General features: G+C 74.4%; 15 protein-coding genes. 12 read left to right on the top strand and 3 right to left on the bottom strand.

Features of this window, described 5'->3' with window-relative positions; translation table 11 throughout:
- Positions 1-17: 17 nt before the first annotated feature.
- Positions 18-374 (top strand): STAS domain-containing protein, encoded by a 357-nt coding sequence (locus GA0070621_RS24740; RefSeq protein WP_091200231.1) that lies wholly within the window; start codon positions 18-20, stop codon positions 372-374.
- A 10-nt stretch (positions 375-384) separates the two neighbouring features.
- On the opposite strand, the gene GA0070621_RS24735 is transcribed toward GA0070621_RS24740, so the two are convergent.
- The gene (locus GA0070621_RS24735; RefSeq protein ID WP_091200229.1) at positions 385-1,677 is read right to left on the bottom strand and encodes an MFS transporter; all 1,293 of its coding nucleotides are present in this window, start codon (positions 1,675-1,677) and stop codon (positions 385-387) included.
- Positions 1,678-1,726: 49 nt separating this feature from the next.
- Here GA0070621_RS24735 and GA0070621_RS24730 point away from each other — a divergent pair, with 49 nt between their 5' ends.
- From GA0070621_RS24730 to GA0070621_RS24715, 4 genes are all read left to right on the top strand, one after another.
- On the top strand, positions 1,727-2,410 hold the full coding sequence (locus tag GA0070621_RS24730) for a FadR/GntR family transcriptional regulator (RefSeq protein WP_091200228.1): 684 nt from the start codon (positions 1,727-1,729) through the stop codon (positions 2,408-2,410).
- Between the two features lie 39 nt (positions 2,411-2,449).
- Positions 2,450-2,920, top strand: a complete 471-nt coding sequence (gene mscL, locus GA0070621_RS24725) for a large conductance mechanosensitive channel protein MscL (protein WP_091200226.1) — start codon at positions 2,450-2,452, stop codon at positions 2,918-2,920.
- A gap of 80 nt (positions 2,921-3,000) precedes the next feature.
- Positions 3,001-3,249 (top strand): hypothetical protein, encoded by a 249-nt coding sequence (locus GA0070621_RS24720; protein ID WP_091200225.1) that lies wholly within the window; start codon positions 3,001-3,003, stop codon positions 3,247-3,249.
- A gap of 49 nt (positions 3,250-3,298) precedes the next feature.
- Positions 3,299-3,664: a hypothetical protein gene (locus GA0070621_RS24715; RefSeq protein WP_091200222.1), complete on the top strand. Its 366-nt coding sequence runs from the start codon at positions 3,299-3,301 to the stop codon at positions 3,662-3,664.
- Between the two features lie 47 nt (positions 3,665-3,711).
- Here the strand turns inward: GA0070621_RS24715 and GA0070621_RS24710 are convergent, their stop codons facing one another.
- The gene (locus GA0070621_RS24710; RefSeq protein WP_167667302.1) at positions 3,712-4,953 is read right to left on the bottom strand and encodes a benzoate/H(+) symporter BenE family transporter; all 1,242 of its coding nucleotides are present in this window, start codon (positions 4,951-4,953) and stop codon (positions 3,712-3,714) included.
- Between the two features lie 90 nt (positions 4,954-5,043).
- Here GA0070621_RS24710 and GA0070621_RS24705 point away from each other — a divergent pair, with 90 nt between their 5' ends.
- The 7 genes from GA0070621_RS24705 to GA0070621_RS24675 all read left to right on the top strand — a co-directional run bounded on the left by GA0070621_RS24705 (position 5,044) and on the right by GA0070621_RS24675 (position 11,033).
- Positions 5,044-5,649 carry an XRE family transcriptional regulator gene (locus tag GA0070621_RS24705; protein ID WP_091200220.1) on the top strand — a complete coding sequence of 202 codons (606 nt, stop codon included), beginning with the start codon at positions 5,044-5,046 and terminating at the stop codon, positions 5,647-5,649.
- 77 nt (positions 5,650-5,726) lie between these two features.
- The gene (locus GA0070621_RS24700) at positions 5,727-6,446 is read left to right on the top strand and encodes a PP2C family protein-serine/threonine phosphatase (RefSeq protein ID WP_091200218.1); all 720 of its coding nucleotides are present in this window, start codon (positions 5,727-5,729) and stop codon (positions 6,444-6,446) included.
- Between the two features lie 82 nt (positions 6,447-6,528).
- A complete protein-coding gene (locus GA0070621_RS24695) occupies positions 6,529-6,867 on the top strand; it encodes a PadR family transcriptional regulator (protein ID WP_091200216.1) in 339 nt (112 codons plus the stop codon).
- Positions 6,864-7,682, top strand: a complete 819-nt coding sequence (locus tag GA0070621_RS24690; RefSeq protein WP_091200215.1) for an ATP-binding cassette domain-containing protein — start codon at positions 6,864-6,866, stop codon at positions 7,680-7,682. The genes GA0070621_RS24695 and GA0070621_RS24690 overlap by 4 nt, the downstream gene beginning before the upstream one ends.
- Entirely contained in the window at positions 7,679-8,371 is a 693-nt protein-coding gene (locus GA0070621_RS24685) for an ABC transporter permease (protein WP_091200213.1), read from the top strand. Before GA0070621_RS24690 ends, GA0070621_RS24685 begins: the two co-directional genes overlap by 4 nt.
- A 48-nt stretch (positions 8,372-8,419) precedes the next feature.
- Positions 8,420-9,619, top strand: coding sequence for a GNAT family N-acetyltransferase (locus tag GA0070621_RS24680; RefSeq protein ID WP_091200211.1), 1,200 nt, complete (start codon positions 8,420-8,422; stop codon positions 9,617-9,619).
- Positions 9,620-9,845: 226 nt separating this feature from the next.
- Positions 9,846-11,033: a hypothetical protein gene (locus GA0070621_RS24675; RefSeq protein ID WP_167667301.1), complete on the top strand. Its 1,188-nt coding sequence runs from the start codon at positions 9,846-9,848 to the stop codon at positions 11,031-11,033.
- A gap of 99 nt (positions 11,034-11,132) precedes the next feature.
- Here GA0070621_RS24675 and GA0070621_RS24670 read toward each other — a convergent pair whose 3' ends face one another.
- Positions 11,133-12,215, bottom strand: coding sequence for an NAD-dependent epimerase/dehydratase family protein (locus tag GA0070621_RS24670; protein WP_091200209.1), 1,083 nt, complete (start codon positions 12,213-12,215; stop codon positions 11,133-11,135).
- Between the last annotated feature and the right edge of the window lie 147 nt (positions 12,216-12,362).

Below are 12,362 nucleotides of genomic sequence, written 5' to 3'. Positions count from 1 at the left end.
ACACGGGAGGTCGGCGAATGTCCCTTACGGTGCACACGGAACAGCGCGGCGACGTCGTCGTCGTGTCGGTCGCGGGCGAGTTGGACATGGCCACGGCACCGCAGCTTCAGGACCAGATCACGGACCTGCTGGACAAGGGGCGCAACCGCCTCGTCTTCGACCTGGCGGAGCTGTCGTTCTGCGACTCGACCGGGCTGTCGGTGTTCGTCCGCGCCAAGAACAGCTGCGACGATGCCGGCGGCGTGGTCCGGCTGGCCGCCCCGCAACGCGGTGTGCTCCGCATCCTGGAGGTCAGCGGCCTCGTCGAGGTGCTGCACACCTACCCGACGGTCGAGCAGGCGGTCGCGGGCGACCCGACTCCGGCCTCGTCCTGACCGTCGTCCGTCAGTGCTCGTCCTCGATGTAGCGGGGGCGGGCGATCACCAGACCCGCCGCCGTCTGCATGCCGAGAGCCGCCAGCAGGAAGCCGATCGGTGCCGTCCAGCCCCCGGTCACCTCGTAGAGGATGCCGACCAGCAGCGGACCGAGCGCCGCGATGAGATACCCGGTGCTCTGCGCGAACGCCGACAGCGCGACGGTGCCGTCGGCGGTCCGGGCCCGCAGCCCGATGGTGGTCAGGATCAGCGGGAACGCGCCCTGGCCGAGGGCCAGCAGCAGCACCCAGAGCGGCGCGAGGCCGTGCGGCGCGACCGCCAGACCGAGGTACGAGGCGGCGGAGAAGGCGGTCAGCGAGAGCACCAGCGGGCGCAGCGTCGGCAGCCGACCGGCCAGGGTTGGCATCGCCAGCGCCACCGGCACGCCGAGCGCGGTCACCCCGGCGAGCAGCAGCCCGGCGGCCTCGGGCGCGTACCCGGCGTCCCGGAAGAGCTGGGCCAGCCAGCCCATGATCGCGTACCCGCTGAGCGACTGTGCCCCGAAGTAGACGGCCATGGCCCAGCCGAGCCGGGTCCGCGCCGGCCGTACCCGGGTCGGGGCCGCGGCGACCGCCGGGCTCGCCGTCCGCCGCGCCGCCTGGGCGCGCAGCGCCAGCGGCACCCAGGGGAGTACGGCCACGGCGGCCAGCCCGGCCCACACGCCGAGCCCGGCCCGCCAGGAGCCGAAGGCGTGCGCCACCGGCACCGCCGAGGCCGCGGCCACCGTCGTACCGATGGTCAGCGACATCGTGTACGCCCCGGTTACCAGCCCGGTGCGGTGCGGGAAGTGCTGCTTGACCAGCATCGGCAGCAGGATGTTCGCGATCGCGATGCCGGCCAGGGCGAGCGCGCTGGTGAGCACGAAGACCGTCGCCGAGTCGGTGACCACCCGGAGCACCTGCCCGGTGGCGAGGGCGAGCATCGCCAGCACCAGCACCCGGGCGGCCGGCCAGCGGCGGACCAGCGCCGGGGTGAGCGCGCCGAGTCCGGCGAAGGCGATGGTGGGCAGGGTGGTGACGAGACCGGCCATGGTGCCCGAGAGGCCCAGCCCGGTGCGGATCTCGTCGAGCAGGGCACCCAGACTGGTCACCGCCGCGCGCAGGTTGAGCGCGACCAGCAGCATGCCGACCAGCACCAGCGCACCGCCGGTGGCCGGGGTGACCGGGCGCGCGGGCGCGGCCACCGTGGGGGCCGGGCCGGGCGCCGCGGTCAGGGTGTTCCCGTCGGCGGCGGGCGCGTCGGTGCAGCTGGTTGGCGGGGTCATGACCTCCAACCTACAATCATGGGATGAATTTCGGGAGGAGTTGTAACCCGTGACACGTGCCCTCGACTCCGTCGCCGTGCCCCCGCGCGGCCACCGGGTACGCCAGACGATCGAACAGCTCCGGGCCCGGATCCTCGGCGGCGAGTGGCCGGTGGGCGGGCGCATCCCCACCGAGCCGCAGCTCGTCGCCGCGCTCGGCGTCGGGCGCAACACGGTCCGGGAGGCGGTCCGCGCGCTGGTGCACGCCGGGGTGCTGGAGTGCCGCCAGGGCTCCGGAACGTACGTGGTGTCGACCGACGAGCTGGCCCCGGTGGTGGCCCGCCGACTCACCGACGACCGGATGGCCGAGGTGGTCGAGGTCCGCCGCGCCTTCGAGGTGGAGGCGGCCCGGCTCGCCGCGCTGCGGCGTACCCCGGCGGACCTGGCGGCGCTCGACGCCGCGCTCGACGCCCGGGAGGTCGCCTGGCGGTCCGGCCGGGTGGACGAGTTCGTCGAGGCGGACGCCGCGCTGCACAGCGCGGTCGTGGCCGCCGCGCACAACGGCATGCTGGCCGAGCTGTACGCGTCGGTCGGCGCCGCGCTGCGCAGCACCGTCGCCCACGCGATGGGCGACGCGCTGGAACCCGAGCGGTACGTCGACCACGGCCGGCTGGTCGAGGCGATCCGGGACGGCGATCCGGCGCGGGCGGCGATCGAGGCCGGTGCTTTTCTGGAACCCCCCTCCGGGGCATAGGTTGTCCCGGTCGAGATACCGGACAGCACGGGAGAGCGGATGCTCAAGGGCTTCAAAGACTTCATCATGCGCGGCAACGTCGTCGATCTGGCGGTCGGTGTCGTCATCGGCGCCGCGTTCACCGGCGTGGTCACCCAGCTCACCAAGTCGTTCCTGGATCCGCTGATCCGGGTGTTCGTACTGCTGCTCACCGGCAGCAGCAAGGGGCTGGCGGGCACCGCACCCGAGTTCCGGGGCATTTCGTTCGACTGGATCGCCTTCGTCAACGCGGTGATCACCTTCCTGCTCACCGCGGCGGCGCTCTACTTCCTCGTCGTCTACCCGATGAACAGGCTCGCCGAGCGGCGCAGGCGCGGCGAGGAGCCGCCGCCGAAGGCCCCCAGCGAGGAGATCAAGCTGCTCACCGAGATCCGGGACGCACTGCTCGCCGGCAACCAGTCCACGCCGGCCCAGCGGGGCGCGCTGGACGACGTGCTGGGCCGCCGGCAGGAGCCGCCCGCCCCACGCTGACGTACCGCCTGCACCCGGCCCCCGTGGGAATCCCATGGGGGCCGACGTGTGTCGAACACATGTTCGATAGAGTCCCGGTCATGGAGCAGCGCAGGCACTGGTGGAACGGGAAATGGGGGCGGCTGGCCCGGCGGGACGTCTTCCTGCGGGTGGACGGCGACCGCTGGCACGTCGAGCAGCGCGCCGGCGGCGCCGAGGGAATCTCCCGGTTCTACGAGTACGACAGCGTGGAGGAGGCGGAGGACACGATCCGGGCGCTGATGGAGGGACCGGACACCTGGCGCGAACTCTCACCCCGCCCGCCGAGCGGCTGGACCCCGCCCGTCTAGCGCCGGGCCGGCCTGTTTAGCGCCGGGCCGACCCGGGAACCGCGCCTGCATGAGCCAGCAGCAGAAGACCATCTCCCGGGTCACCACCGGCACCCGGGTGCTCGACTCGGCCGGCGTCGAGGTCGGCACCGTGGATCTCGTCCAGCGCGGCGACCCGAACGCGGTGACCGTACAGGCGCCCGCCGGGGTCGACCCGGGCGGCAGCCTGGACGAGCTGATCGAGTCGGCGGCGGTCGACGAACCGGACGTCCCCGCCGACCTGGCCGCCCGGCTGCTGCGCACCGGCTACCTGAAGGTCTCCACCGAACTGGCCCGGACCGGCGCGGTCTACGTACCGGCCGACCAGATCGCCGCCGTCACCGACCAGGGCGTACGCCTCGACGTGCCGGCCGCGGAGCTGCCCGCGGCGGAGTGACCGGGCGTATCGCCGGCCGGAACGCCGAGGCCCAGGCGACGCCCTGATCAGCCGGCCCGCGTCGCGGTGACCGGCCCGGACGCCGGACGGTCCGCCACCGGCGGTGTCGACCCGTCCGCCGCGGGCGGTGTCGGCCGGTCGGTTTTCCGGTGACGGAAGAGCAGAAGCATCAGCCAGCCGGCGACGAGACCCCAGAACGCGCCGCCCACCCCGAGCAGGCTCACCCCGGAGGCGGTGACCACGAAGGTGACCACCGCCGCCTCGCGGGCGTCCGGCTCGGCGACGGCCGCCGAGACCGCGCCGGCCAGCGCGCCGAGCAGCGCGAGCCCGGCCACCGCCTCGACCAGGACCGGCGGCGAGAGCAGCACCAGGGCGGTCGCCACGCCGGCGCCCAGCCCGAGCAGCGCCATGCCGATCCCGGCGGTCACCGAGGCGATCCAGCGCCGGTCCGGATCGGGGTGGGCGTCCGGGCCGGCAGCCAGGGCGGCGGTGATCGCGGCCAGGTTCACCGCGTGCCCGCCGGCCGGGGCGCCGAGCGCGGTGGCGAGCCCGGTCACCCGGAGCGCGGAGCCCAGCGGGGCCCGGTAGCCGTAGCCGGCGAGGACGGCCGTCCCGGGCACGTTCTGCGCGGCCATGGTGACCAGGAACAGCGGCAGCGCGAGCCCGACCACCGCGGGCAGTGTCCAGGTCGGCGCGGTCAGCGCGACGGTCGGGGCGAGGTGCGCCCGGACCGGCCCGGACGTGGTCAGCGCGATCGCCACCGCCGCCACGGCCAGCGCGCCCGGCACCGCCCAGCGACGGGCGAACCGGTGCAGCACCAGCCAGGCGAGCACCACCGGCCCGGCCAGCCGGGGCACCTCGACCAGGGCCCGGACCGGCGCGGTGCACAGTGGCAGCAGCACCCCGGCGAGCATGGCGCTGGCGATCGGGCCGGGGATCGCGGCGACCGCCCGGCCGAGCGCCGGGATCAGTCCGGCGGCGGCGATCAGCAGGCCGGTGAGCAGGAACGCGCCGACGGCCGCCGGCCAGCCGCCGGGCACGGGGCCGGTGGCGACCAGCAGGGCCGCGCCCGGGGTGGACCAGGCGATCGCCAGCGGCAGCCGGTGGCGCAGCCCCAGCCAGACCGCACAGCAGCCGGTGGCGACACAGAGCGCGAGCAGGCCGGAGGCCGCCTGTGCCTGGTCGGCACCCACGGCCCGCAGCCCGGCGAGCACTACCGTGAACGAGCTGGCGAAGCCGACGAGGGCCGTCACGACCCCGGCCAGCACGGGTTGGAGCCGACCGGTCACGCCATCCTCCCGTGGGTTGCCCTCCACGCCGCCGCTCCGGCGGCGGTGTCGTTCCGTTTACGGAACGGCACGGTGTAGCACCATAGCCGGATGGCAGCAGCTCCACCAGACCGGGACCGGACGCCCGACACGGGCGCCGGGGCGGTCGGACGCCAGGTCCGCGCCCTCCGCGAGGAACGCGGCATGTCCCTCTCCACGCTGGCCCGGCTCGCGGGCATCGGGAAGGCCACCCTCTCCGGGCTGGAGAACGGCACCCGCAACCCGACCCTGGAAACCCTGTACGCGGTCACCGCGCAGCTCGGCGTACCGCTCACCGCCGTGCTCTCCGAAGCGGCGGCGACGCCCACGGTCAGCGGCGCGGCGGTCAGCGCCACCCTGTTGGAGGTCTTCACCGAGGCTGACGCGACCTACGAGCTCTACCGGATGCGGGTCATCCCCGGGCCCGGCCAGCTCTCCCCCGCGCACCAACCCGGGGTGACCGAGCACATAACCGTCTTCGCCGGCGTACTGCGGGCCGGGCCGGTGGACGCCCCGCTGACCGCCGCGGCCGGCGGCCACCTGCGCTGGACCTCCGACGTGCCGCACAGCTACGCCGCGGTCGGCGACGAGGAGGTGCACGCCAGCCTGCTGCTGCGGTACCCGCGTCGCCGGGCCCGGTCGACACCGGCCACTGTGGACGAAAGGTCCGCGGGATGAAAGACGGCAGCAGTTCTTTCAGCGGACCCGGCACCTCGGTAGAGACGCGGAGCGGGTGTTCTTGGCAAGCTTGACCCATGACGCTGATCCTCCGCTCGTCCATCCGCAACGACGTCGGCCTCGTCCGGACCAACAACGAGGACTCCGCTCTCGCCGGTGACCGCCTGGTGGCGGTGGCCGACGGGATGGGCGGGCTGCCCGCCGGCGAGGTGGCGAGCGAGATCGTCATCCGGATCCTCGACGAGCTGACCCCGCCGAACGTCCCCGACGAGGCCGCCGACGCGCTGCGCGCCGTGGTGAGCACCGCCAACCAGCGCATCCGGGCGGCCATCACGGTGGACCCGGCCCGCGACGGCATGGGTACGACGCTGACCGCCGGCCTGCTCGCCGGCGACACCCTGGTCCTCGCCCAGGTCGGCGACTCCCGCTGCTACCTGCTGCGCGACGGCGAGCTGACCCAGCTCACCCGGGACGACACCTTCGTGCAGGCGCTGGTCGACCAGGGCGCGCTCTCCCCCGACCAGGCGCGGCACCACCCGCAGCGCTCCCTGGTCACCCGCGCCGTGCAGGGCTCGGACACGCCCCCGGCCATCGGGGTGCTCACCCTCGTCCCCGGCGACCGGCTGCTGCTGTGCAGCGACGGCCTGTCCGACTACGTGGAGGATCCCCCCATCGCCACGACGCTCGCGGCGTACCCCGATCGGCAGCAGTGCGGCGAGCAGCTGGTCAAGCTCGCCCACCAGGCCGGCGCGCCGGACAACGTCACCGTCGTGGTGTCCGACGTCACCGCCGCCTGAACCGGCCGCCCGTCGCAGCACGGGCGGCCTCCGCCCGACTAGATAGTTGTGCCATCTAGATAGTGCCGCTACTCTTCCGGCCGTGGAGATCGAGCGGCGGGGTCAGTGGTTACGCGGAGTGCTCGACCTCTGCGTCCTCGGCCTGTTGCGCGACCGCGAGTCGTACGGCTACGAGCTGGCCCAGTCGCTCGACGCGGCCGGCATCGGCCCGATCCAGGGCGGCACCCTCTACCCGGTGCTGCTGCGGCTGCAACGCGCCGGCCTGGTCACCGCGCAGTGGCACGAGGGAGCCAGCGGCCCGGCCCGCAAGTACTACCGGATCACCGACCACGGACGCGCCGCCCTGAGCCGGGGCGGGCACGACTGGGTGGCGTTCGTGACGCCGGTGACCGCCATCGTGACGGGAGGAGTCGACGGGTGAACGCCGACCAGTGGCTGCACGCGTTCGGGGCCGAGCTGCACCGGCGCCGGGTGGCGACCGAGGACGTCCGGCACGTGGTCGCCGAGGCCGCCACCCACCTGCGGGACGGCGGCGGCGACCCGTGGACGGTGTTCGGCACGCCGGACCGGTACGCCGCCGCGATCGCCGAGAGCGTCGGCACCCGCCCGGCGCCCCGCCCCGGGCCGGTCCGGCTGCACGCTGAGGGCATCACCAAGCGCTACGGCCGGCGGACCGTGCTGCACGACGCCGGGCTGACCGTCCGGGCCGGACAGATCGCGGCGATCGTCGGGGCCAACGGCTGCGGCAAGAGCACCTTCCTGCGGATCTGCGCCGGCGTGGAGTCCCCGGACGGCGGGCAGGTGACCGTGTCCGGCCGGTTGGGCTACTGCCCGCAGCAGGGCGGCACCGACGACTTCCTCCTGCCGGACGAGCACTTCGTGCTGGTCGGGGCCGGCCGGGGCATGGGCCGGGCCACCGCGCGCCGAGCCGGGCGGGTCGCGGCCCGCCAACTCGGCTGGGAGTCCGACCAGGCGGTGCTCGCCCGGCGACTCTCCGGCGGCACCCGGCAGAAGCTCAACCTCACCCTGTCCACCCTGACCGAGCCGGACGTGCTGCTGCTGGACGAGCCCTACCAGGGCTTCGACCGGGGCACCTACGTCAACTTCTGGGACCAGCTCCTACGGTTGCGGGACGAGGGCCGGGCGATCGTCGTGGTGACCCACCTGCTCAACCAACTCGACCGGGTCGACCTGGTCCTCGACCTCACCCCCGCCACACCGGGAGGCCGTCCGTGAACCGGCTGATGACCGTCGCCGAGATGACCCTGCGGGAGCTGATCCGCCGCCGGGGCGTACTCCTGCTGCTCCTGCTCATGCCGCTCGCCTTCTACCTCATCCGGCGCGGCTCCTACATCGGGCAGTCCGTACGCGCGTTGCTGCTCGGGATCAGCTGGGCGGTGAGCACCGCGGCGCTCTTCGCCACCGGGGCGGCCCGCGAGTTGGAGCCCCGGCTGCGCCTCGCCGGCTACCGGCCGCACCACCTCTACCTCGGGCGGATGCTCGGCCTCTGGGCGCTGGGCGTCGCCATCGCCGTACCCTTCTTCGCGCTCGTCGCCGTCGACGGCTCCGACCTCCGGTACGGCGGGGTGGCGGCGGCGATGCTCTGCGCCGTCGCCGTGGCCGCGCCGTTTGGCATGCTGATCGGCGCGGTGCTGCCGCGCGAGCTGGAGGGAACCCTGCTGCTGCTCACCGTGGTGGCGGTGCAGATGCTGATCGACCCGGCCGGTTCGGGCGCCCGGCTCACCCCGTTCTGGTCGAGCCGGGAGATCGCCACCTGGGCGGTCGACCACACCGACGACGGCTACCTGGCCCGGGGGCTGCTGCACGCGGTGGCGGTGACCGCCGTGCTGGTCCTCGCGGTGGCTGGGGTGTCCACCGCCCGGCTGCGCCGGCGTCGGCACGTACGGCACCTGCCGGTGACCTGACCGGCCATTCCGGTTGCGCCGCTCGCCCCGCCGGGTTGGGATGGGCAGATGATCATCCGCCGGTTGGCCGCCGAGGAACGCCTCACCCACAGCTTCCCGCTCCAGGCGTACGCGTTCGAGGCGTCGCCGATGGTCGCGTCCCGGATCGACCAGTTCCGCGAGTACCTGCCGTACAACGCGGGCAACCGGACGCTGGTCGTGGAGGAGGACGGGGTCACGGCAGCCGCCGTCTCGGCGGTCCCGATGCGGCAGAACCTACGTGGTCGCGTCCTGCCGATGGCCGGCGTGGCCGGGGTGGCGACCCACCCGCTGGCCCGCCGGCGCGGCCACGTCCGGGCGCTGCTGCACCAGCTCCTCGACGAGATGCGGGCCGAGGGGCATACGCTGACCGCGCTCTACCCGTTCCGCGCCTCGTTCTACGAGCGCTTCGGCTATGTCGGGCTGCCCCGCCGGCGTACCGCCGTCTTCTCCCCGGCCGACCTGGCCCCGCTGCTCCGCGCCGAGCTACCCGGCGAGGTGGTCTGGAAACGGATCGGCGCCGGCTACGAGACGTGGCGCGCGTACACCGAACGCTGCCTGCACGAGCGGCACGGGTTCGCGGTCTTCCCCGACTTCCGGGCGGTCGGGCTGCGCGACCGGGACGACCGTTGGCTGCTCACCGCCGTACGCGACGGCGAGACCGTCGGCGCGGTCACCTACCGCATCGACGACCACGGCGGCGAGCTGATCGCCGACGACCTGCTCGCCGGCGACCCGTACGCCCGGGCGGCGCTGCTCCAGTTCTTCGCCCGCCACGTCGACCAGGTGGATCGGATCCGCGTCCACCTGCCCGCCGACGAGCTGCCCGAGCTGTGGCTGACCGACCTCGCGGTGCACGTCGAGGCGCGGGTGTCCCGGCCCGGGTCGCCCGCCCCGATGGCCCGGCTGCTCAGCCTGGACGCGCTCGCCGGGCTGCCGGCCGGGGCCGGCCGGGTCAACGTCGAGCTGGTCGGTGACCGGTGGCTCGCCGGCACCCACCTGCTCGACGGCGCCACCGGCCGGCTGGAGGTGCTGCCCGGCGACTCCGCCGGCGCGGGCACCGTCCCGACCGCGACGCTCACCGCCGCCGGGCTCTCCGGCCTGGCGTACGGGGTGCTGGACCCGGCGGAGGTCGCCATCCGGGGGCTCGGCGAGGTCCCGGCGGACGCCGCCACCGAACTACGCCGCCTCTTCCCCCGCGCGCTCCCCTACCTCTTCGCCGACTTCTGACCCGCACCACGCCCGCCCCCGCGCCGCCCGCGCCCCAGGGTCGGTGCCCGCTCCCGCGCCCCGGGGTCGATGCCCCGCAGTTTCGCCGAAACTGCGGGCTCCGGGCACCCGGGAGCAGCACTTTCGGCGAACCGCCCCCTCGTCGCCCCGAGGCGGCGACTTAGCGGCGGGTTAAGGATGCGGCGGGAGGTCGTGCGGGGGAGCCGGCGGCTCCTAGCATCGGGCGGTGCGTCTGAAGTCGCTCGTCGTCCTGTTCATTCTCGCGGTGGGTGCCGCCACGCTGCCCGCCTGCGGCTCGGCCGACCCGGTCGGCTCCCGCGCCGCACCGGTCGGCGCCACCGGACCCGCCGCCGCCCCGGTGGTCACCCCGACGGCCGGCCCGGCCGCGCGGGCCGGTCTCGGCGTCGCGCAGCCGAGCGCCACACCGTCGGCGTCCCCGTTCCGGGCCGGCAACCCGACCGGCGGTGCCGCCGTGCCGGCCGAGGCGCGGGCCGTGGACACCTCGCACCCGACCCGTACGGTCGGCACCGGGACCGCGGCGAGCTGCACCTCCGAGGCGGTGGTGAAGGCCGTCGCGGCGGGCGGGATCATCACCTTCGACTGCGGCCCGGCGCCGGTGACCATCCGGATGAAGGCCACCGCGAAGGTGGTCAACTCGCACGGGCCGCGGATCGTGCTGGACGGCGGCGGCAAGGTCACCCTGAGCGGCGGCGGCCAGCGCCGGATCCTCTACATGAACACCTGCGACCAGGCCCAGGGTTGGACCACCTCGCACTGCCAGAACCAGGACCACCCGCAGCTCACCGTGCAGAACCTGACCTTCGCCGACGGCAACTCGACGGGCGACCGCACCGAGGGCGGCGGTGGCGGCGCGATCTTCGTACGGGGCGGCCGGTTCAAGGTGGTCAACTCGCGCTTCGTCGACAACCGTTGCGACCGGACCGGGCCGGACCTGGGCGGAGCCGCCCTCCGGGTGCTCAGCCAGTACGAGAACAAGCCCGTGTACGTGGTGAGCAGCACCTTCACCGGCGGGGTCTGCGCCAACGGCGCGGCGACGAGCAGCATCGGCGTCTCCTGGACCGTGCTGAACAGCGTCTTCCGCGACAACCGGGCGGTCGGCACGGGCGCCAACCCGGCCCGGGGCGGCACCTCCGGCGGCGGCAGCGGCGGCGCGATCTACTGCGACGGCAACGAGTTCACCGTCCGGATCGCCGGCAGCGTCATCGAGGGCAACCGCGCCAACGAGGGCGGCGGGGCGATCTTCTTCGTCAGCAACAACCGGACCGGCACCCTGCGGATCGAGCGCTCGACCCTGCGCCGCAACCCCAGCCAGGGCTTCGAGACCCGGGGCTTTCCCGGCATCTTCTTCCTCGGCGCCCGCCCACCCACGGTGACCGCCTCCACCCTGACCTGACCTCGCCGCCCCGCGCCGGGTCGGCTTTGATCTAGGGTTTGCGTCTCCAGGACGATCGGCTCGGGCGGAAACCCCTTGATCAACACAGGAGGGCGGCGGTCAGTAGGGATCGCCCCGACCGGGGAGGCCGGATCGGAGCAGCGCGGCGGGACGGCCGGGAAGCCTGGGATCCGCCGACAGCGGCGGGGAGGCGGTGCCGGTGAGCGCGGCCATGCCGGCGAGGAGTTCCCGGAGCGCGCTGACCGAGTCGACCCCCGGGGTCCAGCCCAGCTCGGTCTCGGCGCGCCCACTGGACATCAGCGGCGCGTTCAGCGCCAGATCGACCCAGCCGACGTCGACCGGTTGCAGCCGCGCCGCCCAGGTCAACGCCGCCGCCGCGCGCAGCACCGGGGCGGCCACCGGCACCGTCCAGCCGTGGAAGTGCCGGGCCACCAGCTCCGGGGAGAGCACCGGGTCCGCGGCCACGTTGAAGGCACCACGCGCCTCACCCAGAACCACCTTCGCGTACGCGTCGGCGACGTCGTCGGCGTGCACCGCCTGCAACCGGAGGCGGCGGTTCGCGGGTACGAGCGGGATGCGGCCGTACCGGAGCAACCGCACCGGCACCAGGGGGCCGAGGAAGTAGCGGCTGATCTCGGTACCCGCGTCGCGCTGGAAGATCAGCCCCGGCCGAAGCCGGACCACCCGCAGCTCCGGATGCTCCCGCTCGACCGTGTCGAGCAACGCCTCCACCTCCGCCTTGTCCTGGCTGTACGACGACCCGGCCACCCCGGTCGCCGGCCAGCGCTCGCTGACCGGATGGTCCTTCGGCCCGGGCGCGTACGCGCCGACCGACGAGGCGTACACCAGTGCGGGTACGCCGGCCCGGACGGCCGCGTCGAGCACCGCCCGGCTGCCGCCGACGTTGGTCCGGCGCTGGGTGCGCCGGTCGTGGCTGGGCTGGATCTGCCAGGCCAGGTGCACCACCGCCCGCGCCCCGGCGAAGATCGCGGCCAACCGCTCGGCCGCCCCCGGACCGCCGACATCGCAGGAGTGCCACGCCACCCGGTCGTACGGCTCACCCGCGTCCGCTGCGGGCAGCCGGCGGGCCACCCCGACCAGTTCCGCCCCCGACTCCCGCCGCAGCCGGCGCAACACGGCCGTGCCCACGTTTCCGGTGGCCCCCACGATCACGATGCGCATGGCAGGTGCCGTACCCGTTGCGGCGGGCACCAACCCCGCCCGATCAGGGCTCGTCACCCAACGCAAGTGGGTGACATCGGCGACGGTAGGGGTTTGGCCCGCTTGCGCGCCTGGGCAACGCTGGAAGGAGATAACTGGCCTGGGAAG

The organism is Micromonospora narathiwatensis, assembly GCF_900089605.1.
GTDB classification, from domain to species: Bacteria; Actinomycetota; Actinomycetes; order Mycobacteriales; family Micromonosporaceae; genus Micromonospora; species Micromonospora narathiwatensis.
This window is presented reverse-complemented; position numbering and strand designations above follow the sequence as displayed.

What these genes read in the sequence shown, in the direction of transcription:
- GA0070621_RS24740 (WP_091200231.1), top strand. Translation starts at nt 18, where the DNA reads ATGTCCCTTACGGTGCACACGGAACAGCGCGGCGACGTCGTCGTCGTG.
- GA0070621_RS24735 (WP_091200229.1), bottom strand. Translation starts at nt 1,677, where the DNA reads ATGACCCCGCCAACCAGCTGCACCGACGCGCCCGCCGCCGACGGGAAC.
- mscL (WP_091200226.1), top strand. Translation starts at nt 2,450, where the DNA reads ATGCTCAAGGGCTTCAAAGACTTCATCATGCGCGGCAACGTCGTCGAT.
- GA0070621_RS24720 (WP_091200225.1), top strand. Translation starts at nt 3,001, where the DNA reads ATGGAGCAGCGCAGGCACTGGTGGAACGGGAAATGGGGGCGGCTGGCC.
- GA0070621_RS24715 (WP_091200222.1), top strand. Translation starts at nt 3,299, where the DNA reads ATGAGCCAGCAGCAGAAGACCATCTCCCGGGTCACCACCGGCACCCGG.
- GA0070621_RS24705 (WP_091200220.1), top strand. Translation starts at nt 5,044, where the DNA reads ATGGCAGCAGCTCCACCAGACCGGGACCGGACGCCCGACACGGGCGCC.
- GA0070621_RS24700 (WP_091200218.1), top strand. Translation starts at nt 5,727, where the DNA reads ATGACGCTGATCCTCCGCTCGTCCATCCGCAACGACGTCGGCCTCGTC.
- GA0070621_RS24680 (WP_091200211.1), top strand. Translation starts at nt 8,420, where the DNA reads ATGATCATCCGCCGGTTGGCCGCCGAGGAACGCCTCACCCACAGCTTC.
- GA0070621_RS24670 (WP_091200209.1), bottom strand. Translation starts at nt 12,215, where the DNA reads ATGCGCATCGTGATCGTGGGGGCCACCGGAAACGTGGGCACGGCCGTG.